Source organism: Elioraea tepidiphila DSM 17972 (assembly GCF_000378465.1).
Classification (GTDB): Bacteria; Pseudomonadota; Alphaproteobacteria; order Acetobacterales; family Acetobacteraceae; genus Elioraea; species Elioraea tepidiphila.
In genome coordinates, this window is the sequence record NZ_KB899926.1 from 55,851 (window position 1) to 81,156 (window position 25,306).

Annotated in this window: 23 protein-coding genes; 3 read left to right on the forward strand and 20 right to left on the reverse strand. The window is 72.2% G+C overall.

Translation table 11 applies throughout. From position 1 onward, the window contains the following. Nucleotides 1–92 precede the first annotated feature (92 nt). From F563_RS0113700 to phnD, 13 genes are all read right to left on the reverse strand, one after another. Complete coding sequence (locus F563_RS0113700) at nucleotides 93–404, reverse strand: DUF4387 domain-containing protein (protein ID WP_026299582.1); 312 nt, start codon at nucleotides 402–404, stop codon at nucleotides 93–95. Nucleotides 405–417: 13 nt separating this feature from the next. Then, nucleotides 418–1,806, reverse strand: a complete 1,389-nt coding sequence (locus tag F563_RS0113705; RefSeq protein ID WP_019015251.1) for an acyclic terpene utilization AtuA family protein — start codon at nucleotides 1,804–1,806, stop codon at nucleotides 418–420. Nucleotides 1,807–1,857: 51 nt separating this feature from the next. Continuing rightward, entirely contained in the window at nucleotides 1,858–2,850 is a 993-nt protein-coding gene (locus F563_RS0113710) for a sigma-54 interaction domain-containing protein (protein WP_019015252.1), read from the reverse strand. A gap of 38 nt (nucleotides 2,851–2,888) precedes the next feature. After that, nucleotides 2,889–3,908: a C45 family autoproteolytic acyltransferase/hydrolase gene (locus tag F563_RS0113715; RefSeq protein WP_019015253.1), complete on the reverse strand. Its 1,020-nt coding sequence runs from the start codon at nucleotides 3,906–3,908 to the stop codon at nucleotides 2,889–2,891. Next, nucleotides 3,905–4,894, reverse strand: a complete 990-nt coding sequence (locus F563_RS0113720; protein WP_019015254.1) for an ABC transporter ATP-binding protein — start codon at nucleotides 4,892–4,894, stop codon at nucleotides 3,905–3,907. The genes F563_RS0113715 and F563_RS0113720 overlap by 4 nt, the downstream gene beginning before the upstream one ends. After that, nucleotides 4,891–5,862 carry an ABC transporter ATP-binding protein gene (locus F563_RS0113725; protein WP_019015255.1) on the reverse strand — a complete coding sequence of 324 codons (972 nt, stop codon included), beginning with the start codon at nucleotides 5,860–5,862 and terminating at the stop codon, nucleotides 4,891–4,893. Before F563_RS0113725 ends, F563_RS0113720 begins: the two co-directional genes overlap by 4 nt. Further along, a complete protein-coding gene (locus tag F563_RS0113730; protein WP_019015256.1) occupies nucleotides 5,859–6,749 on the reverse strand; it encodes an ABC transporter permease in 891 nt (296 codons plus the stop codon). Before F563_RS0113730 ends, F563_RS0113725 begins: the two co-directional genes overlap by 4 nt. Then, nucleotides 6,746–7,753: an ABC transporter permease gene (locus tag F563_RS0113735; RefSeq protein ID WP_019015257.1), complete on the reverse strand. Its 1,008-nt coding sequence runs from the start codon at nucleotides 7,751–7,753 to the stop codon at nucleotides 6,746–6,748. The genes F563_RS0113730 and F563_RS0113735 overlap by 4 nt, the downstream gene beginning before the upstream one ends. A 1-nt stretch (nucleotide 7,754) precedes the next feature. Further along, nucleotides 7,755–9,302, reverse strand: coding sequence for an ABC transporter substrate-binding protein (locus F563_RS0113740; protein ID WP_019015258.1), 1,548 nt, complete (start codon nucleotides 9,300–9,302; stop codon nucleotides 7,755–7,757). A 295-nt stretch (nucleotides 9,303–9,597) separates the two neighbouring features. Next, nucleotides 9,598–10,428, reverse strand: coding sequence for a phosphonate ABC transporter, permease protein PhnE (gene phnE / locus F563_RS0113745; protein WP_019015259.1), 831 nt, complete (start codon nucleotides 10,426–10,428; stop codon nucleotides 9,598–9,600). Further along, on the reverse strand, nucleotides 10,425–11,207 hold the full coding sequence (phnE, locus tag F563_RS0113750; protein WP_019015260.1) for a phosphonate ABC transporter, permease protein PhnE: 783 nt from the start codon (nucleotides 11,205–11,207) through the stop codon (nucleotides 10,425–10,427). The genes phnE (F563_RS0113745) and phnE (F563_RS0113750) overlap by 4 nt, the downstream gene beginning before the upstream one ends. Beyond that, a complete protein-coding gene (gene phnC / locus F563_RS0113755; protein ID WP_019015261.1) occupies nucleotides 11,204–11,971 on the reverse strand; it encodes a phosphonate ABC transporter ATP-binding protein in 768 nt (255 codons plus the stop codon). The genes phnE (F563_RS0113750) and phnC overlap by 4 nt, the downstream gene beginning before the upstream one ends. 10 nt (nucleotides 11,972–11,981) lie before the next feature. Next, entirely contained in the window at nucleotides 11,982–13,067 is a 1,086-nt protein-coding gene (gene phnD, locus F563_RS0113760) for a phosphate/phosphite/phosphonate ABC transporter substrate-binding protein (protein ID WP_019015262.1), read from the reverse strand. A gap of 345 nt (nucleotides 13,068–13,412) precedes the next feature. Here phnD and F563_RS0113765 point away from each other — a divergent pair, with 345 nt between their 5' ends. The 3 genes from F563_RS0113765 to F563_RS0113775 are packed head-to-tail and all read left to right on the forward strand — an operon-like array spanning nucleotide 13,413 to nucleotide 17,580. Further along, nucleotides 13,413–14,762 carry an ABC transporter substrate-binding protein gene (locus tag F563_RS0113765; protein WP_019015263.1) on the forward strand — a complete coding sequence of 450 codons (1,350 nt, stop codon included), beginning with the start codon at nucleotides 13,413–13,415 and terminating at the stop codon, nucleotides 14,760–14,762. A 26-nt stretch (nucleotides 14,763–14,788) separates the two neighbouring features. After that, nucleotides 14,789–16,519 (forward strand): ABC transporter permease, encoded by a 1,731-nt coding sequence (locus tag F563_RS0113770; RefSeq protein WP_019015264.1) that lies wholly within the window; start codon nucleotides 14,789–14,791, stop codon nucleotides 16,517–16,519. Then, complete coding sequence (locus F563_RS0113775) at nucleotides 16,516–17,580, forward strand: ABC transporter ATP-binding protein (protein ID WP_019015265.1); 1,065 nt, start codon at nucleotides 16,516–16,518, stop codon at nucleotides 17,578–17,580. The genes F563_RS0113770 and F563_RS0113775 overlap by 4 nt, the downstream gene beginning before the upstream one ends. Nucleotides 17,581–17,595: 15 nt before the next feature. Here F563_RS0113775 and F563_RS0113780 read toward each other — a convergent pair whose 3' ends face one another. From F563_RS0113780 to F563_RS0113810, 7 genes are all read right to left on the reverse strand, one after another. Further along, on the reverse strand, nucleotides 17,596–18,489 hold the full coding sequence (locus F563_RS0113780; protein ID WP_019015266.1) for a hemolysin family protein: 894 nt from the start codon (nucleotides 18,487–18,489) through the stop codon (nucleotides 17,596–17,598). Beyond that, entirely contained in the window at nucleotides 18,486–18,968 is a 483-nt protein-coding gene (ybeY, locus tag F563_RS0113785) for an rRNA maturation RNase YbeY (protein WP_019015267.1), read from the reverse strand. The genes F563_RS0113780 and ybeY overlap by 4 nt, the downstream gene beginning before the upstream one ends. After that, nucleotides 18,952–20,022 carry a PhoH family protein gene (locus F563_RS22605; RefSeq protein ID WP_019015268.1) on the reverse strand — a complete coding sequence of 357 codons (1,071 nt, stop codon included), beginning with the start codon at nucleotides 20,020–20,022 and terminating at the stop codon, nucleotides 18,952–18,954. Before F563_RS22605 ends, ybeY begins: the two co-directional genes overlap by 17 nt. Further along, nucleotides 20,019–21,386 (reverse strand): tRNA (N6-isopentenyl adenosine(37)-C2)-methylthiotransferase MiaB, encoded by a 1,368-nt coding sequence (gene miaB, locus F563_RS0113795; RefSeq protein ID WP_019015269.1) that lies wholly within the window; start codon nucleotides 21,384–21,386, stop codon nucleotides 20,019–20,021. Before miaB ends, F563_RS22605 begins: the two co-directional genes overlap by 4 nt. Before the next feature lie 163 nt (nucleotides 21,387–21,549). After that, entirely contained in the window at nucleotides 21,550–22,530 is a 981-nt protein-coding gene (locus F563_RS0113800) for a lysophospholipid acyltransferase family protein (RefSeq protein ID WP_019015270.1), read from the reverse strand. Between the two features lie 187 nt (nucleotides 22,531–22,717). Then, nucleotides 22,718–24,346 carry a DNA methyltransferase gene (locus F563_RS0113805; RefSeq protein WP_019015271.1) on the reverse strand — a complete coding sequence of 543 codons (1,629 nt, stop codon included), beginning with the start codon at nucleotides 24,344–24,346 and terminating at the stop codon, nucleotides 22,718–22,720. Between the two features lie 97 nt (nucleotides 24,347–24,443). Next, nucleotides 24,444–25,265, reverse strand: coding sequence for a hypothetical protein (locus tag F563_RS0113810; RefSeq protein ID WP_019015272.1), 822 nt, complete (start codon nucleotides 25,263–25,265; stop codon nucleotides 24,444–24,446). Between the last annotated feature and the right edge of the window lie 41 nt (nucleotides 25,266–25,306).

The following is a 25,306-nucleotide window of genomic DNA, read 5'->3' on the forward strand; positions in this document are numbered from 1 at the left end:
TGCGGTCGGGCCGCAGCGCCCGACCGCAGCGAGACTAGGGGCAGTGTCTCATCCCGGCCACGAAAATCAGGTTTCGCGGGATGAAACCCGATTCAGGGCACCTCGATGCCGAACAGCGGCGCGTATTGCTGCGAGCCGAACACGTCGTGCTCGCCCGGCGAGCCGGACGGCCGGTTGCGCTTGATCGTGAACTTGATCGCGTTGGCCGGCTCGAACACCACGAAATCGGTGATGCGCTCGCGCGGGATGCGGTAGAGCGCGGCGACACTCTCCGGCGTCAGCACCTTCGAGTCGCGCACGCGCTCGAAGTTGCCGCGGTCGCGGAAGATCAGGTCGAAGGTGATGTGATCGACCCCGGCGTTCTTGCTGCGGATCGTGCTGGCGAGGTCGCGCAGCGTCGGCATGTTGCGGATCATGTCAGGCGGCCTTTCGTGCGGAGCCATCGACGGTGTGGAACGCGGTGCGGAACAGCTCCGAGGGGTCCTTCACCGGGATGATGTGGTTCAGCGTCCATTCGTAGCCGGGCTTGCCGACCAGCACCTCGTCGGCCATCAGCGCGGCGGCACCCGCCGTGCCCTTCACTTCGGCAAGGCGCGCATAGAACAGGTTGCGGGCGGCGAGCGCGCAGATCTCCTCGCCGCGCTTGCCGTCCTGGCAGACCGTCTCGACGACGATGCCGAGCTCGTGCGCGCGCGCGGGCGGCGTGGGTTCGAGATCGCCCATCACACCGTTGCGGCCATAGACGTGGTAGAAGACCTGCCAGCCCGCCTGCTCCGGCGCGCCGAAGCGCTCGGCGAGGCGCGCGCGCGCCCAGGCGATCGCCTTGTCGATGTTCTCGATCGTGTAGGGGTCGCGGATGCCGACCACGGCGAGCCGACGCTCGCCCACCTTGCCCGCGCCTTCGAGCTTCACCATCGGCTGCGCCGAGGGCACGAACACCGCGCCCGAGGCGCGCGTGGTCTTCTCGTCCACCGGCTCGTAGCGGCAGTGGCTCATGTCCACGTAGCCCGAGGCGACGTATTCGCGGAACGGGTCGCGCCGCTCGTACATGGCGTGGCTCGCGAGCGAGGCCGGGGTGCAGCGCTGGCCGGGATGCATCGCGCGCACACGGATGTCGTTCTCGCGGATGCGCCCGAGGATGCTCTCCTTGCCCATGAAGGGCTCGCAGCAGAACGAGGCGCACTCCATCAGCTTGCCGGCGTAGTAGGCGGTGGCCGGGCTCATCCCCGCATTGAGCAGAGGGGCGGCGAACAGCGCGCAGTCCGAGGCGCGGCCGGCGATCACCACCTCGGCCCCCTCGCGCAGCGCCGCCGCGATCGGCTCCGCGCCCATCACGGCGACGATGCGGTCGGTGCGCGCGAGCACCGCCGCGTCGGCATCCGCCCGTCCGTCGAGCCCGGTGATCGGCACGCCGGCCGCCAGCCGCGCCGTCATCGCCTCGCGCGTCTGCTCGGACTTGATGGTCGCCATGCGGAACGGCGCGAGCCCGTGCTCAGCGGCGATCTCGCGGATCAGCGCGGCGAACTGCTCGACGCCACGATCGGTGCCGGTGTCGGAAGCGGAACCGACGATCATCGGCACGCCCAGCCGGCGCGCGGCCGTGAGCATGATCTCGAGGTCGTGGCGCTGCCAGGCGGCCGGGCTCGCCTGGCCGTCGGCGCCGAGCGGATAGGGGCCGATGTCGCAGGAGCCGGAATCGGCGATGACGAAATCAGGCTTCAGTTCGCAGCCGGCAAGGAAACTGTCCTTCTCCAGCGGCGTGAAGCCCAGGTGCCCCGTCGGACACAGGATGCTGACCTCGGTCATCGGCGTCTCCCTCGCGGTGTGACGCCGGGACTGCACGCGGCGTGCCAAACGTCACGCCGCGGAGGCCTCCGCCATGCCGAGCTTCAGCATCTGGTGGCGCAGCGCGTGGCGCGAGAGCCTGAGCCGCTGCGCCGCGCGGCCATGCCGCCCGCCCGCCTCCTTCAGCGCCGCGGCGATCAGCGCCCGCTGGTAGTCCTCGCTCGCCGCGTGGAAGCCGCGATGCAGCGGCAGCGCCGCACCCTCGCCGGCCGACAGCGCCGGCGGCGCCCGGCCCTCCACCTCGCGGACGATCCGGTCCGGCAGGTGCTTCACCAGCACGAGCTCGTCGGTCTCCAGGATGGCGATGCGCTCGATCAGGTTCTCGAGTTCGCGCACATTGCCGGGCCAGGAGTAGCGGCGGAACATCTCGGCCACACGCGGCTCCAGCCCGCGGATCACCCGCCCGCAGCGCGCGCCGTGATGGCGCAGGAACGCCTCGGCCAGCAGCAGCACGTCGTCGCCGCGCGCGCGCAGGGGCGGGATGTTCACCGGCACGACCTGGAGCCGCCAGTAGAGGTCGTCGCGGAAGCGGCCGGCCTTCACCTCCGAGAGCAAGATGCGGTTGCTGGAGGCGACGAAGCGGACATCCACGGTCGCCGACTTCACCGCGCCCACCCGGCGGAACTGCTGGGTGTCGAGCAGGGTCAGGAGCTTCGCCTGCAGCTGGAGATCCATCTCGCGGATCTCGTCGAGGAACAGCGTGCCGCCATGCGCGGCCTCGATCAGCCCCTGCTTGGTCGCCTGCGCGCCGGTGAAGGCGCCGCGCTCGTGGCCGAACAGTTCGGACTCCATCAGCGTCGCCGGGATCGCGGCGCAGTTCACGTCCACGAAGGGGCGGTTCGCGCGCGCCGAGAGCCGATGGATCATGCGCGCGACCAGCCCCTTGCCGGTGCCCGTCTCGCCGTAGAGCAGCACCTGGCGCACGGGGCTCTCGGCGATGCGCGCCACCAGCGCGCGCACGGCCCGGATGCTCTCGTGCTCGCCCAGCAGGTCGGCATAGGCCATGGCCCCGTCTCCGCGCTCGTCCTGCGCGGAGATTACGCCTAGGCGTGCGTTTCGCGCCATCCCTGGTCGCCCAGGGCGAAGACCCGCCAGGGCGTGGTGCAGGGCGGGCCGAAGGCGATCGCGCCCGTGCGGCGGGGCGTGTCGTACACCGCGCCGGCGAGGGTGGGCGAGGGGTCCGCCTCGTGGCGGCAGAGCGGTTCGGGCGCGTGCAGGGCGAGGATCGCGCGCGGATCCGCCCTGCCGGCGAGCGCCGCGCGCAGGGTGGCGAGCCGCGCCCGCGAGTGGCCGACCGGGTCGAGCCGGTCCGGCGCGCCGGTGTAGTGGTTGGTGCGCGCCACGCACGCGCCCTGCTCGATCTCCACGCGGCCGTGGCGGAGCTCGACCGCGGCCGCCGCGCCGGCGGCGTCGGCGAGCACCAGACTGCCGCCGCCGGCATGCGGCAGGGCGCGGATCAGGTCGAGCGCCTGCGCGACGCTGGCGCAGTCCGCGAGCAGCCGGTTCATCAGGAAGTAGCGCAGCAGCCCCGGGCCGTGTTCGGCGGTCGGGATCTGCGTGTCGGCAAGCGCCAGCCCGTCGCTGTTCATCCCCGACGACCACGCCCCCGGCGCGCCGAGCGAGCCGAGGCAGAGCACGCTGCGCCCGCCCCAGGCGGGATCGCGATGGGCGAAGACGCGCTGGAGTGCGGCGTGCTCGGGGCGGAAGTCGCGGTTCTTCGCCACCACGCCCGCGCGCGCGAAGGCCGTGCAGCCGTCGCGGTCCTCCGGCAGGGCGGCGAGATCGGCGAGGCAGCCGAGATGCAGGAAGACGAACACCTCGTCCGGCGCGAGCCCGAACCCCTCGGCGATGCCGGCGAGCTCGGCCAGCGCCTCGGGCGCGAGACGGGCGGTGATCTCGCGCTGCGCGGCGAGGAAGGCGCGCGCGGTGGGCGTGCCGGTCGGCGCGCCAGCGAGACGATCGCGGATCGCCGCGCGCACGGCGGCCGCCATCCCCGGGCAGGCGCGCGCCTGGCCGCGCCCGCGGGCGTGGGCGTCGCCCTCGAGCACGACCAGCGGCGTCACGCGACCCCTCCGTCGAGCAGATGGCAGGCGGCGCGATGCCCGGCCTCCAGCGGCATCGCGCGCGGCACCTCGCGCGCGCAGCGCGGCCCCGCCTCGGGACAGCGCGGGTGGAACGGACAGCCGGGCGGCGGGTTCAAGGGCGAGGGCAGGTCGCCGCCGACATGGCGTTTGCGCGCGGCCCCCGGCTGGTCGAGCCTGGGCACGGCGGCGAGCAGCGCGCGCGTGTAGGGATGCGCGGGGCGGCGCGTGACGGCATCGCGCGGCCCCTCCTCGACGATCGCGCCGAGATACATCACCGCGATGCGGTGGGCGAGATGCGCCACCACCGCGAGATCGTGGCTGACGAACAGCAGCGTCAGCCCCATCTCGGCGCGCAGGTCGCGCAAGAGCCCGAGCACCTGCGCCTGCACCGAGACGTCGAGCGCCGAGACCGGCTCGTCGCAGACGACGAACTCGGGCTTGAGGATCAGCGCGCGGGCGATGCCGATGCGCTGGCGCTGCCCGCCCGAGAACTGGTGCGGGTAGCGGTCCAGGTGCGCGCGAGCGAGCCCGACGCGATCGAGCATCTGTGCCACGCGCGTCTCGGCCTCGGCGCCGCGCAGGTTCGCGTGCAGCCTGAGCGGCAGGCCGACGATCTCGCGCACGGTGCGGCGCGGGTTGAGCGAGGCGTAGGGGTCCTGGAAGATGATCTGCATGCGCGGGCGCAGCGGACGCAGCGCATCCTCGGGCAGGCCCGTGATGTCCTGGCCGTCGAAGCGGATCGTCCCGCCGGTCGGGTCATGCAGGCGGATCAGCAGCCGGCCGAGCGTGGACTTGCCGCAGCCGGACTCGCCGATCAGGCCGAGCGTCTCGCCGCGCGCGATGTCGAGATCGACCCCGTTCACCGCGCGCACGGTCGGCGGTGGCGCGCGCATCACGCGCGCGGCGAGCGTGCGCGCGAGCGGATAGGCCTTGGCGAGCCCGCGCGCCTCGACCAGTGCGGTCATGTCACCTCCTCGGCGCGCAGGCAGCGCGAGGCGCGGCCCGGCGCCACCTCGCGCAGCGCGACCGGCTGGGCGCAGGCCTCGATCGCGAGCGGGCAGCGGTTGCGGAAGCGGCAGCCGGCATCGACGCGCGCGAGATCGGGCACCTGGCCGGGGATCGCGTGCAGCGTCCGGTCCGGGTCCTCGAGCGAGGGCAGGCTCGCCATCAGCCCGCGCGTGTAGGGGTGGCGCGGCGACGCGATCACCTCCGCCGTGGGCCCGGTCTCCACCACCTGCCCGGCATACATCACCATCACGCGCGCGCAGCGTTCCGCGACCACGCCGAGATCATGCGTGATCATCGCGACCGCGAGCCCGGTCTCCTCGCGCAGCTCGTCGATCAGGTCGAGCACCTGGGCGCGGATCGTGACGTCGAGCGCGGTGGTCGGCTCGTCGGCGACGAGGAGGCGCGGCTGGCCGGCGAGCGCGATCGCGATCATCGCGCGCTGGCGCATCCCGCCCGAGAACTGGTGCGGATAGTCGGCGAGCCGCCGCTCCGGCGAAGGAATGCCGACGCGGCGCAAGAGGGCGATCGCCTGCTCGCGCGCCTCGGCCTCGGATCGCGCGAGCCCGTGCGTCAGGATGGTCTCGACGATCTGCGTGCCGATGGTGAAGGCCGGATTGAGCGCCGAGAGCGCATCCTGCATCGCGAGCGCCATCGCCCGGCCACGCAGCGCGCGCAGCGACGAGGGTGGCAGGCGCGCGAGGTCGGTGCCGTCGAACAGGATCTCGCCCGCCTCGATCCGGCCGGGCGGACGGACGAGACCGAGCACCGAGAGGAACGTCACGCTTTTGCCCGAGCCCGACTCGCCGACCACGCCGAGCGCCTCGCCCGGCGCGATCTCGAGATCGACCCCGTCGCAGGCGGCGAGCGGGCCGCGCCGTGTGGGGAACACCGTGCGCAGGCCGCGCACCGACAGCAGCGCCGTCATGACGTGTGCAGCCTGGGATCGAAGGCGTCGCGCAGCCCCTGGCTCGCGAGGTTGATCGACAGCACGAGCGCCAGGATCGCGAGGCCCGGCACGGTCGAGACCCACCAGGCGTCCACCAGGAAGTCGCGCCCGTCCGCCACCATCGAGCCCCAGGACGGCGTCGGCGGCTGCACGCCGAGCCCCAGGAACGACAGCGAGGCCTCCATGATGATCACGTAGGCCATGCGGAAGGTGGCGACGACCAGCACGGGCGAGAGCACGTTGGGCAGGATCTCGCGCAGCATGATGCGCGCGGGCCGGCAGCCGACCGCGCGCGCGGCCTCCACGTAGTCCTGCTCGCGCGCGGCCAGCGTCTCGCCGCGCACCACGCGGCAGGTGAACACCCACTCCTTGTAGACCAGCGCGAGGACGATGTTGTGCAGCCCCGGCCCCATCATCGCCATCAGCCCGATCGCGAAGACGAGATAGGGGAAGCCGAGCAGCGTATCGACCAGGCGCGAGATCAGCGTGTCGGTCCAGCCGCGCAGATAGCCCGCCGCGAGCCCCGCGAGCGTGCCGATCGCGGCGGCGATCGCGATCACCAGCCCGGCGACCAGCAGCGAGACGCGCGCGCCCCAGATCAGGCGCGAGAGGATGTCGCGGCCGAGCCCGTCGCAGCCGAGCAGGAAGCCCCACTCGCCGCCCTCGGCCCAGGCAGGCGGCTGGAGGCGGCGGAACAGGTCCGCCTCGGCGGGGTCGTGCGGCGCGATCAGGGGGGCCGCGAGCGCGATCACGATGAAGGCCAGGATGACGGCGGCCGAGCCGAGCGCGGTCTTGTTGGCCGCGAAGCGGATCAGCCCCAGCCGCAGCGGCGAGAGCGGCCGCTCCTCGATCGCGAGCGCGCTCACAGCCGCACCTTCGGGTTGAGCGCGGTGTAGAGCAGGTCGGCGATGAAGTTCAGCAGCACGTAGGTCACCGCGTAGAGCAGCACGGCCGCCTGCACGAGCGGGTAGTTGCGCGCGAAGATGCTCTCGACCACGAGGCGGCCGAGGCCGGGCCATCCGAACACGGTCTCGACGATCATGTTGCCGCCGAGCAGCGAGCCGGTCTCGATCGCGGTGACCGTGACCGCCGGGATCAGCGCGTTCTTGAGCGCGTGGCGCAGCAGCACGCGCCGGCGCGTCAGCCCCTTCGCCTCGGCGAACAGCACGTAGTCCGAGGCGAGCACCTCGGCCATGGCGCTGCGCACCACGCGCGCGAGCAGCGCCGCGGTCGGCAGGCCGAGCGTGATCGCGGGCAGGACCAGATGCGCGATGGCGTTGCCGAAGGCCGAGAGGTCGCCGGCCAGCAGCGTGTCGATCAGCAGGAAGCCCGTTTCGCGCGGCACCTCGTGGGCGAAGCCGATCCGCCCGCCCACGGGCAGCAGGCGGAACTCGACCGCGAACAGCAGGATCAGCAGGATGCCGAACCAGAACCCGGGCAGCGAGACGCCGAACAGCGAGGCGGCCGAGAGCGCGCGGTCGATCCAGGAGTCCCGCTTCACCGCGGCCATCACGCCGAGCGGGATCGCGACCAGGATCGCGACGATCAGCGCCACGAGCGTCAGCTCGATCGTCGCCGGCAGGCGTTCCGCGATCACGTCCCACACCGGGCGGCGGTGGAAGAACGAGATGCCGAAATCGCCGCGCACGGCATTGCCGAGGAACACCAGGAAGCGCTCGACCAGCGGCCGGTCGAGGCCGAGATCGCGGCGCAGCGCGGCGGCCTGTTCGTCGGTCGCGCGCTGGTCGGCGAGCATGATCTCCACCGGATCGCCCGGCGTCAGCGTGATCATCAGGAAGACGATCAGGCTGACGCCGAACAGCACCGGCAGGAGCTGGGCCAGCCGCTCGGCCAGCCTCGTGGCGGTCATGTCAGGCGGCGATGCGCACGCGGTGCAGGTTGATGCGGCTGTCGGCCTGCGGCTTCCAGCCGGCGATGCGCCTGGAGACGCCGTAGAGATCCTGCGGCAGCCAGAGGAAGATCCACGGCGCCTGATCCGTCACGATCGCCTGGGCGCGCTGGTACATCTCCGCGCGCTTGCCCTGATCGGGCTCGGTCTCGGCCGCGTCGAGCAGCCGGTCCACCTCGGCGTTCGAGAAGCCGGCCGAGTTGCCGCGCCCCCCGGTGCGAAGCGTGGGCACCATGATGTCGGACGGATCGAGCGCGCCGTTGCCCCAGGAGGTGAGATACATGTCGCGCTCGCGCCGGCGCTCGGGGTTCTGCCACATCGGGCCGAGCACCGCGCCCTCCCAGACCTGCGCGCGCACGCGCAGGCCGGTGCGCGAGAGCAGCGCGGCGATCGCCTCGGCCACCTCCTTGAACGCGGCCACGCAGTCGATCACGAGTTCCGTGCCCTCGGCCACGCCGGCCTCGGCGAGCAGCGCGCGGGCACGGGCGAGATCGTGCCGGTACTCGGGCAGATCGGCGTTGAAGCCGAAGGCATCCGGGCTCATCACGCCGCGCAGCGGGGTCGCGGTGTTGTTGAGGATGCGGCTGATGATGGCGTTCTTGTCGAGCGCGTGGTTGAGCGCGCGGCGCACGCGCACATCGGTGAACGGCGCCTTCGCGTTGTTCAGCGCGACGAAGAAGGTGCGCGTGCCGTTCACCTTGGCGACGTCGGCGTTCGGGCTCGCCTCCACCTGGCGCATCGCCGAGGGCGGCAGCTCGTTGATGATGTCCACCTCGCCCGCGAGCAGGGCGGCGATGCGCGCGCTGTTCTCGGGGATGACGCGGAAGATCACGCGGTCCACCTGCGCCGGGCCCACGGGCGGGATGTCGGGCGAGCCGCCGTAATAGCCGTCGAAGCGCTCCATGATGATCGCCTCGCCGCGGCGCCACTCGGCGAGCTTGAAGGGGCCGCAGCCGTCGGGGCGGGTCTGCATCCCCTCCTGGCCGACGCGCTCGACCTGGCGGCGGTTCACCACCTCCTGGAAGGGCAGCATCGCGCCGAGGATCGGCCAGGGCTCGCCCAGCATCATGCGCACGGTGCGCTCGTCCACCACCACCGTGTCCTGGAGCGGACCGAGCAGGCTCTTGCGCGGGCTGGTCTGCCCGCCCATCGCGTTGTCCTTCACCAGCCGGTTGAAGGTGAAGGCGATGTCCTCGGCGGTGAGCGGATCACCCGAGTGGAAGCGGATGCCCGAACGGATGCGGAACTCGTAGGTCTTGGCGTCCACGGCGCGCCAGGACTCGGCGATCTCGGGCACGACCTTCATGGCCGGGTCGCGCGTGAGCAGCCCGTCATGGATGTTGCGGATGATGGTCTGGGTCTCGCGGTTGCGGTGGTTGGCCGGATCGAGGGTGAGGGCGTCCTGGCTGAACCCGACCCGCACGTCGCGGGTGCGCGTCTGCGCGGCGAGCGGGCCCGGCATCGCCGCCACCGCGGCGGCGGTCGCGAGCAGACTGCGGCGTCCGATCATGGTCGTCTCCCGTTGGTGTTGGCTGCGGCGTCCGCGGCCGGGCGCCGTCATCATGGGCCGCGCAGCAAGCCGCGTGCCATCGGCGCGAAGCGGCCGGTTTCGGCGGCCGGCCCGTTGCGGGGGCGTGGCAGGCGTGTATTTCGCGCCAGCGCGTGCGTCGCACGCGATCGTGCCGGCCTGCCGAGGGTGAACCCTTCGGCAGGCCGGCATGACGGGTGGCGTTCGCGCGTGGCCGCCCCGCCAGCCCCACGCGCGATACCCGGCTGCCGAAGGTCGGACCTTTCGCAGCCGGGTATCAGATCAGCCTTGCGCGGATCCGCGTCACCACGATCTCGGCCAGGATCACCACGGCGAAGATCGCCAGCAGCACCGTCGCCGCCCGGTCCCACTGGAAGAAGTTGAGCGCATCGTCCAGCACCACGCCGATGCCGCCCGCGCCCACGAGGCCGAGCACCGCGCTCTCGCGGACGTTGATGTCCCAGCGGAACAGGGCGATGCCCCAGAAGGCGGGCTGCACCTGCGGCCAGTAGCCCTTCAGCATCACCGCCCCCCAGGGCGCGCCGGAGGCGCGCAGCGCCTCGATCGGGCCGTTCGCGGTCTCGTCCAGCGCCTCGGCGAGCAGCTTGCCGACGAAGCCGATCGAGCGGAACGCGACCGCCATCACGCCGGCGGCGGCGCCGGGGCCGAAGATGGCGACGAACACCAGCGCCCAGACCAGCGTGTTCACCGACCGCGAGGACACAAGCAGCAGTTGCGCGAACGCGTTCAGCGCCGGCACCGGCGTGATGATGCGCGAGGCCAAGAGCGCGATCGGCACCGCGAACGCGAAGCAGAGAATCGTGCCCAGGGTGGCGATGTGGATCGTCTCGACCAGCGCCGCGTGCACCGCATCGGGGTAGTAGCGCAGATCGGGCGGCCACATGCGGATCAGCAGGTCCGCCATCTGCTCCGGCGCGTCGGCGAGGAACTCGGGGATGATCTCGATCGTGCGCACCGACCACACCAGGGCGGCGACGATGCCGAGCCAGATCGCGAAGCGCGCGAGGCGCTGGCGCGGGGTGAAGCGGGTCCACTCGCGCAGCAGCGGCGCGGCCGGATCGCGTCGGACGGCGACGCCGTCGCTCATTGCAGGGCGGCCCGCACGCGCGTGGCCACCAGCTCGGCGGCGAAGATCAGCGCGATGATCACGATCAGGATCGCGGCGACGAAGTCGTAGTCGAAGCGCTTGAAGGCGGCGAACAGCGTGCCGCCGATGCCCCCCGCGCCGACGATGCCGACCATCGTCGAGTTCCTGAGGTTCGAATCCACCTGGTAGATGCAGAAGCCGACGAAGCGCGAGGCGACCTGCGGCAGCACGCCGTAGAGCAGCACGGCGACGAAGCCCGCGCCCGTGGCGCGCACCGCCTCGACCTGCCTGGGCGAGATCTCCTCGATCGCCTCGGCGAACAGCTTGGCGATGAAGCCGATCGAGGCGACCACCAGCGCGCACACCCCGGCGAGCGCGCCGAAGCCGATCGCCTTGACGAACAGGATCGCGACGATGACGTAATGGAGCGACCGGCAGAGCCCGATGAAGCCCCGCGCCGGCCCGCTGATCCACCACGGCATCAGGTTGCGCGCGGCGAGCAGCGCGACCGGGAAGGAGAGCGCGATGCCGACCGCCGAGGCGATGAAGGCGATCTGCAGGCTCTCCAGCATGCCCTCGGCGAGCAGTTCCCAGCGCGCGAAATTGGGCGGCACCATCCTGCCGAGGAAGCGCCCCGCCTCGCCGAAGCCGATCATCAGCCGCGCGAACGTGACATCCAGCTGCGCGGCGGCGTAGAGCGCGTAGAGCGCGAGGGCGAGCAGGCCCAGGCGGGCGGGCCAGTTGGGCGCGAAGGCGCGGCGCGCGGCCTCGGCGCTCACAGCCACTCCTCGCCCCCGTAGATCTGCACGAGGTGATGCTCCTCGAGCGCCTCGGGCGGGCCGTCGAACACGATCCGCCCGCCCGCCATGCCGATGATGCGCCGCGCGAACCGCTTCGCCAGCGGCACGTTGTGGATGTTGACGATCACCGGTATCCCCGCCTCGCCGCAGAGGGTGGCGATCAGCTCCATGATCTCGACCGAGGTCTTCGGATCAAGCGAGGAGGTCGGCTCGTCGGCGAGCAGCAGCTCGGGCTCCTGCATCAGCGCGCGCGCGATGCCCACACGCTGGCGCTGCCCGCCGGAGAGCGCATCCGCGCGCCGCGTGGCGTGCTCGGGCAGCCCCACCGCGTCGAGCAGCGCGAAGGCGCGCGCGATGTCCCGCTCCGGATAGCGCCTGAGCCAGGCGCGCCAGAGCGGCACATAGCCGAGCCGGCCCGAGAGCACGTTCTCCATCACGGAGAGGCGCTCCACGAGATTGTACTCCTGGAACACCATGCCGATGCGCCGGCGCGCGAGGCGGAGCGCGCGCCCGCGCAGCCGCGCGAGATCCTGCCCGTGCAGCCGGATCTCGCCGGCACTCGGCTCGACCAGGCGGTTGATGCAGCGGATCAGCGTCGACTTGCCGGTGCCGGAGGGGCCGATCACCGCGGTGATGCCGCGCCCCTCCACCGCCAGGTCGATGCCGTGCAGCACGGGCCTGCCCGGCGCGTAGGCCTTGCTGAGCCCCCGGATCTCGAGGGCGACCCCGTTCGCGCCGGTCATGCCCGTCCCGTCACTGCGTCCGGCCGGGCTGCTGCTGTTGCTGTTGCTGCTGGCGCTGCTGCTCTTCGCGCGCCGCGCGCCGGCGTGCCTCGGCCTCGGCCTCGCGCCGCGCCTCGATGTCGAAGGCGGCGCGCGTGTAGGGCGCGTTCACCTTGTCGGCGACGAAGCGCACCGGCTCCCAGTCCTTCAGATACGTCGCCGGCACGAAACGGTCGTTGCCGCCGAGATCGCGCTTCATCTCCTCGGGGAAGCGGAAATCGTAGAAGCACTGCTTGATCTTCTCGACGAGATCCGGCCGGAGGTCGTGCGCGTGGGCGAAGGACGAGGTCGGGAACGGCGCGCTCTGCCAGATGATGCGGAAGGTCTCGCCGCGCACCTGGCCGCGCGCGACCATGCGGTGGAACACGTCGGAGGCGACGGGCGCGGCGTCGTAGTCGCCGCTGTTCACGCCCATCACCGAGCGGTCATGCCCGCCGGAGTAGATCACCTGGTAGTCCTGGTCGGGCACCAGGCCGAGTTCGGGGAAGAAGGCGCGCGGGGCGAGGTTGCCCGAGTTCGAGGTCGCCGAGGTGTGCGCGACCCGCTTGCCCTTGAGATCGCTCATCTGGCGGAACGGCGAGTCGGCGCGCACGATCACCGCCACCCGGTAGCTCTCGTAGCCGTCCTCCTTGCCCTTCACCGCGAAGGGCACCGCGCCGGCGAGGTTCACCGCGAAGGCGGTCGGGCCGGTCGAGAACCCGGCGATGTGCAGCCGGCCCGAACGCATCGCCTCGACCTGCGCGGCGTTGGAGGTGACCGGGAAGTAGACCGTGCGCTTGCCGGTGCAGCGCGTCAGATACTCCATGAAGGGGCGGAACTGGCTCGCGTAGAGCGCGGGGTCCTCGACCGGCGTGTAGGCGAAGACCAGCGTCGAGGGGTCGCGGAAGCGGGCGGGATCCTTCGGCGGATCGGCGACCAGGTCGCGGTTCTCGTCGCAATAGGCGTCGTCGAGCGCGCCGCGGAAGCTGCACTCGGAGGCCTGGGCCGCGGCCTGCGGCGCGTGCACCGCCATGAACGCCGCGCCGATCGCGGCAAGGGTGAGGGTGCGGACGGTCATGCGGTCTCTCCTCCCGGTGCTGACCGATTGTCTCGACTCTGGATCGTGCGGCGCGCGCCGCGCCCCGGCTGTCGGCACGCCAGCCGGCGCGCCGCGGCGCAGCCGCGCGGCATCGGCCAGCATGTGACAGTCGTATTGCACTTCTATGACAGCGGCTCTAGGAACGCCAGAGACAGTCGGGACGCGCCGGACGCGCAATGCGCCGGCGCGACGGGGAGAGCGGATGCGGCACGGTCGGACCGACGATGCCGAGCTGTGCGGGGCGGCGCGGGCACAACCCGCGATCCGCGGCCGCACCCCGCTCGGCGCCGTCAGCACCCGCGCCGGGACAGAGAGGAGGATGCCATGACCAGGATCGTTCCGTTCAGCCGCCGAACGCTGCTCGCCGGCACCGCCGCGGCGGCGGTCGCGCCCGCGCTCGGCGCCCGCGCGCAGGCCCTCGAGGATCGGCTGGTGATCGTCACCTCGTTCCCGCGCGATCTCACCACGCCGATCGTGCAGGGCTTCGAACGCCGCCATCCCGGCACCAAGGTCGAGATCCAGAACCGCAACACGGCCGCGGCCGTCGCCTTCATCCGCGAGACGCGCTCGAGCCCGCCCGACATGATGTGGGCGAGCGCGCCGGACGCGTTCGAGGTGCTGAAGAAGGACCAGCTGCTGCAACGCTACCGCCCGCAGGCGACCGGCATCGCCGAGAAGGTGGGCGCCTATCCGGTGAACGACCCCGACGGGTTCTTCGTCGGCTTCGCCGCCTCGGGCTACGGCATCATGTACAACACGCGCTACCTGCGCGCGAACAATTTGCCCGTGCCGAAGGAGTGGGACGACCTCGCCAAGCCGGTCTATGCCGACCATGTCGGCATCTCCGCGCCGTCGCGCTCGGGCACCACCCATCTGACCGTCGAGACGATCCTGCAAGGCGAGGGCTGGGAGAAGGGCTGGGCGCTGCTGCTCGCGATCGGCGGCAACTTCGCCTCGGTCTCGGACCGTTCCTTCGGCGTGCCGGACGCGGTGAACTCGGGCCAGTACGGGCTCGGCATCGTCATCGACTTCTTCGGCCTCGCCGCCAAGGCGTCGGGCTTCCCGGTCGAGTTCGTCTATCCCTCCGTCACCACCCTCGTGCCGGCCAATGTCGGCATCGTCGCCGGCGCGCGCCACCCGCGCGCCGCGGCCGCCTTCATCGAGTTCCTGCTCTCGCCGGAAGGCCAGGAGATCCTGCTCGATCCGAAGATCATGCGCCTGCCGGTGCGCCCCGAGACCTACGCCAAGGCCCCGCCGGGCTTCCCCAACCCGTTCACCGATGCCTCGCTCGGCGCGCGGCTCACCTTCGACTCCGAGAAGTCCGAGGCGCGCTACGAGCTGCTCAACAGCCTGTTCGACCGGCTGATCACGTTCCGGCTGAGCGAGCTCAAGGCGGCCTGGGCGGCGATCCACGCCGCCGAGGCGCAGCTTGCCCGGCGCGACAACGCCGAGGCGCGCCGCCTCGTCGCCGAGGCGCGCGCGAAGGCCTCCGCCGTGCCGATCACCGAGGCGGAGTCGCTCGACCCGCAGATCGCCGGGGCCTTCCAGCCGACGCGGCCCGACCGGCCGGCCGGCGCCCGGCAGGCGCAGATCGAGGAGCGCTGGGACACCTTCGCGCGCGCCAACTACGCCGAGGCGCGGCGGCTGGCCGAGCAGGCCGCGCGCCTGCGCTGACGCCAGACCCGCAGCGAAGCGCGCGCATGGCGACGGCGACGCTGGCCGGGCTGCGCCTGCCCGGCCTCGCGAGGCTCGGCGCGAGCCCGGCCCAGGTGGCGCTCGGGCTCGCCGTCGCCGCCTTCCTGGTCGCGTTCCTGGTCGTGCCGGTGCTGCGCGTGGCCTGGGTCGCGTTCCAGGGCCCGGCGGGCTTCACCCTGGTGCATTTCGGCGACTTCTTCGCCTCCACGCTGTTCCGCGAGGCGCTCTACAACTCGCTCTATGTCGCGGCGATGACCGTGGTGCTCGCCACCATCATCGCCGTGCCGCTCGCCTATTTCATCGCCCGCTTCGACTTCCCCGGCGCCGGCATCATCCACACCCTCGGCGTGATCCCGCTGGTGATGCCGCCCTTCGTGGGCGCGATCGCGATGCAGCTCGTCTATGGCCGCAACGGCACGGTCAACCTGCTGCTGAACGACGCCTTCGGTTTCCGCATCCCCTTCATGGAGGGGCTGAACGGGGTGATCTTCGTCGAGGGCATCCACTACTTCCCGTTCATCCTGCTCAACCTCTCGGCCGCGCTCTCGAACATCGACAGCGCGATGGAGGAGAGCGCCCAGAACCTCGGCGCGCGCGGCTGGACGCTGTTCCGCACCGTGGTGTTCCCGCTCGCGCTGCCCGGCTATGTCGCCGGCGCCTCGCTCGTCTTCGTCAAGGTGTTCGACGATCTCGCCACGCCCCTGCTGCTGAACGTCACGGCGATGCTGGCGCCGCAGGCCTATCTGCGCATCACCTCGGTCGGGCTCGCCGACCCGGTCGGCTACGTGATCTCGGTGATCATGGTGGCGGTCTCGCTCGCGGCCATGGGCGGGGCGGCGCTCTTGCTGCGCGGACGCGACTACGCCACCCAGCAGCGCGGCGGTGGCGGCCTGCAGCGGCGGCGGATGCGCAGCGGCGAGGCCGCCTTCGCCTGGATCTTCATCGCCATCACGCTGCTGATCGTGCTCTCGCCGCATATCGGCATCCTGCTGCTCTCGCTCGGCACGGTCTGGTCGTTCAGCCCGCTGCCCGACGGCTTCACGCTCGCCCATTACGGGACCGTGCTGACCGAGAGCACGCGCTACATGGTCAACACCGTGCTCTATTGCGGCGGGGCGGGGCTGCTCGACGTGCTGATCGGCATCGCCATCGCCTATCTGGTGCAGCGCACGCGGCTGCCCGGACGGCGCCTGCTCGACCAGGCCGCGACCGCCTCGCTCGCCGTGCCGGGGCTGGTGCTCGGCATCGGCATCCTGCGCACCTATTTCGAGGTGAGCGTGCCGGGGATCGAGGGCTCGCTCGCCACCTCCGGCCTGATGCTGACGATCGCCTATGCCGTGCGCCGCCTGCCCTACGCGCTGCGGGCCTGCGATGCCGCGCTGCGCCAGCTCCATGTCAGCCTCGAGGAGGCGGCCGAGATGCTGGGCGCGGGCAAGCTGTTCACGCTCGCGCGCATCGTCGTGCCGCTGATGCTGGGCGGCATCGCCGCCGGCTTCGTCACCGCCTTCGCCACCGCCGCGGTCGAGCTCTCCGCGACGCTGCTCTTGGTGACGCGCGACGTGAACGCGCCCCTCTCCTACGCGATCTATGTCTACATGCAGTCGCCGGCCGGGCGGGGTCCGGGCGCGGCACTGGGCGTGATCGCGGTGGTGGTGGTGGCGGTCGGCACCTGGCTCTCCCACCGTCTGGCGGAACGCGACCGCAGCCGCCGCTCGCGCGAGGTCGTCGCCGCATGACAGAGAACGCGATCGGCGTGGCGGTCGAGGACGTCACCTTCGCCTACGGCACGACCGTGATCCTCGACCGCGTCAGCCTCGCCGTGCCGAGGGGCGAGTTCTTCGCCTTCCTCGGCCCCTCCGGCTCGGGCAAGACGACGCTGCTGCGCCTGATCGCCGGCTTCGGCCAGCCGCAGCGGGGCCGCATCCGCGTCGGCGCGCGCGACGTGACCGAGGCGCCGCCCTGGGACCGCAATGTCGGCATGGTGTTCCAGAACTACGCGCTCTGGCCGCACATGACGGTGGCCGAGAACGTCGCCTTCGGCCTGCACCGCAGGCGCGTGCCGCGGCCGGAGGTGGTGCGCCGGGTCGAGGCGGCGCTCGCGCTCGTCGGGCTCGAGGGCTATGGCGGGCGGCGGCCGGCGCAGCTCTCGGGCGGGCAGCAGCAGCGGGTCGCGCTCGCGCGCACCGTGGTGATCGAGCCCGAGGTGCTGCTGCTGGACGAGCCGCTCTCGAATCTCGATGCGCAGCTGCGCGTCGAGATGCGCGCCGAGCTGCGCGCGCTGCAGCGCAAGACCGGGCTGACGACGATCTTCGTCACGCACGACCAGGAGGAGGCGAACGCGATCTCCGACCGCATGGCGGTGCTGGACGGCGGGCGCATCCAGCAGGTCGGCCGGCCGGTCGAGCTCTACGACAACCCCGCGAACCGGTTCGTCGCCGGCTTCCTCGGCACCGCCAACCTGATCGAGGGCGAGATCGTGCGCGAGGGCGCGGCGAGCCTGTTCCGCGGCCCGGGCGGCATCGTGCTGCCCGCGCCCGGGACCGCGCGCACCGGCCGGACGCTGCTGGCGCTGCGGCCGCAGGCGCTGGCGATCGCCGAGGAGGGCCGCCCGGCGCAGTTCAGCGGCGAGGTGCAGCGCACCGAGTTCCTCGGCGGACATGTGCGCTACGCGATCACCGTCGCCGGCATGGTCTTCCACGTGGACGAGGCGCATCTGCGCGGGCGCGAGGCGCTGCCGCCCGGCACGACGGTGCGGCTCGCCGCCGATCCCGACCAGCTGACCTTCCTGGAGCCCTGACGCCGCGCCCTCCGCTCAGGCGGCCGGGCGCGATTCCTCCGGCGTCCGGCTCGGCGGCGGGGCCACACGCACCTTGCGGATGCGCCGGCTGTCGGCATCGAGGATGCGGAACTCCACGCCCGAGGGATGCGCGATCGTCTCGCCGCGCGCGGGGATGCGGTGCGTCAGCGCGAGGATCAGCCCGCCCACGGTCTCGATCTCGGCCTCGCGCTCGTCGTCGGACAGGATCGGGCCGAGATGGCGCTCGAACTCCTCCACCGGCAGGCGCGCATCGATGTCGAGCGTGCCGTCCGGGCGCGGCACCACCTGGGCGGCGAGCGGCTCGTCGTGCTCGTCGGCGATCTCGCCGACGATCTCCTCGACCACGTCCTCGATCGTCACCAGCCCGTCGGTGCCGCCGTACTCGTCCACCACGATCGCCATGTGCATGCGCGCCTGGCGCATCTCCAGCAGCAGGTCGAGCACGGGCTTCGACGGCGGCACGTAGAGGGGCTTGCGCAGGATGTCGGCGATGCGGAACTCCGCCCCGCGATCCATGTGCACGAACACGTCGCGGATGTGGATCATGCCGATGATGTCGTCGAGGCTCTCGCGATAGACCGGCAGGCGCGAATGCCCCTCGCGCTTGATCACGCCGATCAGCGCGTCGAGCGGCATCGACTCGGGCACGGCGATGATGTCGGCGCGCGGCACCATCACGTCATCGGCCGTGACACCGCGCAGCTTCAGCACATTGGCGATCAGCGCGCGCTCATGCGGATCGAGCGCGGGCGGGGCGTCCTCGCCCGCCTCCTCGGCGCGCTGCTCGATCAGGGCTTCGAGGCTCTCGCGCAGCCCGTTGTCGTCGCGCGCGCGCAAGAGCCGCAACATGCGGTCGATCAGGCGGGACAGGCCGCCGTTCTCGCTCATCGCGCCGGCCCCCGGTACGGGTCGGGCACGCCGAGCCGGCGCAGCACCAGCGCCTCCTCGCGCTCCATCCGCCGCGCCGCGCGGTCGTCCTCGTGGTCGCGGCCGGCGCAGTGCAGCGCGCCGTGCACGACGAGATGCGCGAGATGGCGCGCGAGCGGGCGGCGCATCGCGCGCGCCTCGCGCGCGGCCACACCGTAGCCGATCGCGATGTCGCCGCCGCCATCCGCGCCGGGCCAGGACAGCACGTTGGTGGCGTAGTCCTTGCCGCGATGGCGCGCGTTCAGCCGGTGCAGCGTCGCATCGTCGGCGAGCAGCAGGGCGAGTGTGCCGCGCGCGCGCGCGGCCCGCATCGCGGCGGCCGCGGCGCGGCGCGCCAGCGACTCCACCGCCGGCACCGAGGCGCGCCAGCGCGGCTCGGCGACCGTGACCGTGATCCCCGCGCCGGCGCCCGGCGCGGGGGGTCTACTTCCCGGTTCCATCGTCAGCCTGTGCGGCGGGCGGGCGGGCGCGCCGCCGCGTCTCCTTCTCGGCCTGGGCCCGCCGCCCATAGGCCTCGACGATGCGCGCGACCAGCGGATGGCGCACCACGTCGTGCTCCGAGAACCGCACCACGCCGAGCCCGGCCATGCCTTCGAGCGTCTCGAGCGCGTCGGAGAGCCCCGAGCGCGTGCCGGACGGCAGGTCGATCTGCGTCAGGTCGCCGGTCACCACCATGCGGCTGCCCTCGCCGAGCCGGGTCAGCACCATCTTCATCTGCACCGGCGTGGTGTTCTGCGCCTCGTCGAGGATCACGTAGGCATGGGCGAGGGTGCGGCCGCGCATGAAGGCGAGCGGGGCCACCTCGATCTCGCCGGCGGCGAGGCGGCGCTGCACCTGGTCGGCGGGCAGCATGTCGGCGAGCGCGTCGTAGAGCGGGCGCAGATAGGGATCGACCTTCTCGCGCAGATCCCCGGGCAGGAAGCCGAGCCGCTCGCCCGCCTCGACCGCCGGGCGCGAGAGCACGATCCGCTCGACCTTGCCGGTCGCCAGCATCGCCACGGCCTGGGCGACCGCGATGTAGGTCTTGCCGGTGCCGGCGGGGCCGAGCGCGAAGACGAGCTCGTGCGCGGCGAGCGCCTCCATGTAGGCGGCCTGCATCGGGCTGCGCGCGGCGATCGTGCTCTTGCGCGTGCGGATCGAGGGGATGTCGGAGAGCGGCAGGCGCGGCTCCTCGACCACGCCCTCGGCCTTGCGCGTGGCGGCGTGGCGCGCCATGCGGATCGCCGCGTCCACCTCCGCGCCGCCGACCACCTCGCCCCGGCCGAGCGCCGCGTAGAGCCCGAGCAGCGCGGCCTTCGCGGCCTCGGCCTCCTCGGACGGCCCGCTCACCACCATGCGGTTGCCGCGCGAGGTCAGCCGCACGCCGAGCCGGTGCTCGATGCGCGCGAGATGCGCGTCATGCGCGCCGAACAGCAGCGGCAGCAGGGCGTTGTCCTGGAAGGTGACGTGCAGCGTCACCGGCGTCTCGGGGCCCCCGGGAAGGACGTGGTTCATGCGGCCTCGGCCGTCGCCTCGGCGAGCCGGCCGGCGAGCGAGTTCGGGTGGATCGCGGTGATCGTCACGTGGCGGATCTCTCCTGCGAGCGTCGTTGGTCCCTGCACATGAACGGGCTGCAGCCACGGGCTGCGCCCCACCATCTGGCCCTGGTGTCGGCCGGGTTCCATGAACAGCACCGCGACCGTGCGGCCGAGCAGCGATGCGTTGAAGGCGGCCTGCTGGTCGCGCAGCAGCCCCTGGAGCGTCTGGAGGCGACGGTCCTTGGTCGCCTCGTCCACCTGGTCCCGCGCCTCCGCCGCCGGCGTGCCCGGGCGGGGCGAGAACTTGAAGCTGAAGGCCGAGGCGAAGCCGACGCGGCGGACGAGATCGAGCGTCGCCTCGAAATCGGCCTCGGTCTCGCCGGGGTGGCCGACGATGAAGTCCGACGAGAGCGCGAGGTCGGGCCGGGCCGCGCGCAGCCGCTCGACGATGCGGAGATAGTCCTCGGCGGTGTGGCGGCGGTTCATCGCCTTCAGCACCGCATCCGACCCCGACTGCACCGGCAGGTGCAGATAGGGCATCAGCGCCGGCACCTCGCCATGCGCGGCGATCAGGTCGTCGTCCATGTCGCGCGGGTGCGAGGTGGTGTAGCGGATGCGCTCCAGCCCCGGGATCCCGGCGAGCGCGCGGATCAGCCGGCCGAGGCCCCAGTCGCGCCCATCCGGCCCCGCGCCGTGATACGCGTTGACGTTCTGGCCGAGCAACGTGATCTCGCGCGCGCCCTGCCCGACCAGCCGGCGCGCCTCGGCGAGCACGGCGGCCGCGGGCCGCGACTGCTCGGCGCCGCGCGTATAGGGCACGACGCAGAACGCGCAGAACCGGTCGCAGCCCTCCTGCACGGTCAGGAAGGCGCTGATGCCCTGGGGCGCGGCCTCCTCGGGCAGGTGGTCGAACTTGTCCTCGGCCGGGAACTCCGTGTCGAGCAGCGCGCGCTCGCCCCGGTCGGCGCGCGCGACCAGCGCGGGCAGGCGGTGCGTGGTCTGCGGGCCGAGCACGATGTCCACATAGGGCGCGCGGCGGAGGATCTCCGCGCCCTCGGCCTGGGCGACGCAGCCGGCGACCGCGATCAGCATCCGCCCGCCCTCGGCCGCGCGCGCCTGCTTCAGCCGGCGCAGCCGGCCGAGCTCGGCGAACACCTTCTCGGACGCCTTCTCGCGGATGTGGCAGGTGTTCAGCACCACGAGATCCGCGCCGTCGGGCGCCGGCTGGGGCGTGAAGCCGAGCGGGGCCAGCGCGTCCGCCATGCGGGCGCTGTCATAGACGTTCATCTGGCAGCCCCAGGTCTGCACGTGCAGCCGTCGGGGCCGGGGGGTCTCGGTCATCTGGGGCGTATGGAGGTGGCGGGAGGTCGCATCAGGCCCTCGGCAGCCGGCGAAAGCCGGGCTTGCGAAGGCGACATCCGGTCGGCACCGGCCGGACCTGTGGGATCAAGGGCGCGAACCTCTCCTTTCGGCGACAAGTGACGCCACAGCGGGGCGACCCGTGTCAAGCGCGATCGGGCGAAGAGGCGGCTGCCGGAGCGTGATGTTTCGGCGACAGGGGCCGGGCCTCGCGGCCCTGGCGCAGCGCGGCGGCCCCCTCGTCCACCGCCTGGTAGGCCGCTTCCGCGAGCGCCTTGCGGTTCGGGAACGCGGCCGGGTCGAGCGGCTCGTGCAGCAGGATGGTGGCGCGGCAGGAGCGCCGGCCGAGCAAAGTCCAGGCGTGGCTCGCGATGTCCATGTCGCCGTACCACGAGAAATGCGGCCGGTGCGGGCGGGTCACGGGCAGGCCGTCGAGCTTGTCGAACACGAGCGAGACGGGCTGGACGATCGGGTCGATGCCGGCGGCTTCGACCGCGCCGACCAGCGCGCTGCGGAAGGGCAGGATGCGCGCGCCGTCGCTGGTGGTGCCTTCGGGGAACAGGATCAGCGAGTCGCCCTTGGCGAGGCGGCTGACGAGTTCGTCCTTCTCGCGCGCGGTGGCACCGCGGCGGCGCGAGACATAGACGGTGCGGCCGAGCCTGGCGACGGTGCGGATCAGCGGCCAGGAGCCGATCTCGGCCTTGGCGATGAAGCAGGCTTCGAGCCGGCCGCCGAGCACGAGCACGTCGGCCCAGGACTGGTGGTTGCAGAGGAACAGCACGGGCCGGCCGGGCTGCGGCGTGGCCGGGGTGCCGATCATGCGCACGCGGATGCCGCCGATGCGGCAGAGCACGGCGTGGTACCAGCGCGCGAAGACGACGGGGGGGCGTCCGCCGATGGCGAGGCAGGCGGCCTGGATGGGGATGCAGAGCAGGGTCCAGAGCGCCATCAGCAGGATGCGGCGGGTGGCGCGGACGGCGCGCCAGGCGGAGGGGGCGCGGGCTTCGCGGTAGTCGGCGGCGAGTTCGGCGTCGGCGGCGGCGAGGCGGGCGCGCCAGTCGGTTCCGGCGGGGGGGCGGATGATGGCGGTGCGGAAGCGGCGGGAGCCCAGCCGGCGGGTCGGCATGGCTGGGGGGATGGCGCAAGTGGTGGGGCGGCGCAAGCGGGGGTTTTCGTCTGTTGAGGGAAAGGGCCATCGGCCCTTTACCTCAAACTCCCTATCCCATGACCGGCGCGCGCGGCCGCTCAACCGGACGGTGCCATCCTGACGTCCGTGTCGAGGACGTTGCCCGGGACGGCGGCCACGCCGGGCGTCACAGCTCCAGCGCGCCCTGCTGGCCCGCGCGCTTCTCGCGCGGCGCGCGCTTGAAGCCCTCGTGCCGGCCGAGCCCGGGCAGATCCGGGCGCATCCCGGCGAGCAGTTCCGCGATCGTGTAGATCTGGATCCTGCCCACCGGCCTGTGGGCGAAGGGGATCTCGACCGTGCCGGCAGCCGCCGCTTCGCGCTTCATGTCGCGGGTGGGTTCGGCGAGGGTGAGGAACAGCCCGGCGATCGCGCCCTCGCGTTCGACCGTGCCGCGCAGGTCGCGGATGTCCTTCACGCCGACGTTCTCGCCGCCCTTGACGCTGACGATCACGCGCTCGACCTCGCCGGCCTTGGGGCCGACCTGGACGAAGCGGATGCCGTCGATGCCGCGATCGGCGCCCTTCTTCCTGCCGGCCTGGGGCACGGCATCGACCAGCGAGACGGCCCACCACTGGAACTGGTGCTTGTCGCGCTGGGCGAGGTCGCGCGCGCCCTCGAGGTCCTTGGGCGTGCCGTGCACCTCGAAGGCGATGTCGGGGAAGGCGTCCTTGAGGCGGCGTTCGATCAGGCTGATCGCAAGGTGGGTGATGTCGATGCCGAGCCAGTGGCGGCCGAGCTTGTGCGCGGCGTGCACGGCGGTGCCGCAGCCGCAGAACGGGTCGAGCACGACATCGCCGGGGTTGGAGGAGGCGGCGATGATGCGTTCGAGCAGCGCGAGGGGTTTCTGGGTCGGGTAGCCGAGGCGTTCCTGGGCCTGGGAGTTGATCGGATCGATGTCGTCCCAATCGTCTCCAACAGGGACGCCCTTCTGCTCATCGAGGAATCGCTTCAGCCGAGGGACGGCTCCCGGCTTCGGCTGGATGACGCGGCCCGCTGCGATCAATTCGCTCATCTTCTCGCGCGAGTATCGCCAGAACCGGGTGACACCCATCACTTCATAGCTTGGATTCCCTTTTGCTGCGCCTCCCGGCCCCGTCATGTCCCACAACCCGTATCGTCGGCCTGCCGTATCGACATGCGGGTACTTCGACAGAAGGTAAGTCTCGTCGTACGCCGTGAAGGGTTGGTTGAACGTGCACCGTTGGCGCACCTCTCGTTTGTACCTGAGGAGTACGTCACGAACCCGGGGGAAGTGCGTTGCGCCCTGAACGAAGTCCGACTTCGCAGACGTTCGCTTCCAACTTACTTCGTTAACAAAACACTCCACCCCGAACACCGCGTCCAGCAGCACCTTCAGATAGTGGCTCGCGGTCGGGTCGCAGTGCAGATACAGGCTGCCGGTGGGCTTCAGCACCCGGTGCAGCTCGATCAGGCGCACCGCCATCATGGCCAGATACGCCATCATGTCGTTCTCGCCGAGGAAGGAGCGCATCGCGCGCAGCATCGTCGCCGCGTCCGTGTGCGACCCGCGGATCACCGCGTCGAAGGCCGCCGCCGCCGCCTCGCCCCAGTGCCAGGTGTCCTCGAACGCCTCGATCTGCGCCTCGCTGCCCTTGCCGCCCGGCGCGCGGAACAGCACGTTGTAGGTGGCGTTCGAGTTGAACGGCGGATCGAGATAGATCAGGTCGATGCTCTCGTCGCGGATGTGCTCGCGCAGCACCTGGAGGTTGTCGCCGTAATAGAGCGCGTTCGCCATCGATCACCCTCGCCCCGGCCCCCTCCCGCGCACGGGAGAGAGACACGGGAGCATCGCGGGGCGGGGCGCGTCGCGGCAAGCCCTCGCCCGCGCCCGCTCAGGGCAGCGCCCAGAGATGTCCGCTCACCCAGCCCAGCGCGGCGATCCGCTCGCCCACCCCCGGCAGGCGATCGCCCGCCACCCTGTCGGTCAGCAGCACGCGGGTGCGCCGGCCCTCGGCGGCGACGTCCACCCGCGTCACGACGCAGCCGAGGAAGGGCTCGGGCAGCGGATCCCACACCCGCGTCACCGCGCCTTCGACCACGGCCTGATCCGGCGCGCCCCGCCGCGCGAACCACACGCCCTCGCCGGCGCCGAGCCAGGGCGGCCGGGGCGTGCCGGGGTCGAGCACCGCCACCTCCTGCGCCAGGAGCCGCAGGCAGAACTCGATCGGCCGGCCCGGCTCGTAGAGCGCGCGCGCCGCCGGCCAATGGAGGTCGTAGAACGCGACCGGCGCCCCGTCCGGCCAGGTCGCCTCCAGGATCGCCGCGCACCGGTCCGGCGCCAGCAGCGCCCGCCGCAGCACGAAGGGCAGGTTCGGCCCGGCGTGGAGGAACGGCACCACATGCGCGATGCGGCCCGCCGGCGGCTCTTCCGTCGTGTCGGTCAGCAGCGTGAGCAGGATCGCGCCGACACCGTCGCGCACCTGGAACACCTCCGGCACGGGCTCGGCCGGCGGCAGGGCGCGGCGCAGCGCGTCGTAGCGGGGCATGGTTGCGATCGCGACGAGCGGCAGGACGACGCCGCTCCCGGCGAGAATCGTGTCCCACAGCGTCTCGTGGCCCTCCGGGCCGAAGGCACGCCAGATCGGATCATGCCGGGGCCAGGCGTCCGACGGCAGGACATGCCACCAGGAGGTGTCGACCACGCGCTCGTCCATGCGGTCCCTCGCCTTCGCTTCGGTCGGGAGAAGGCGTAGAC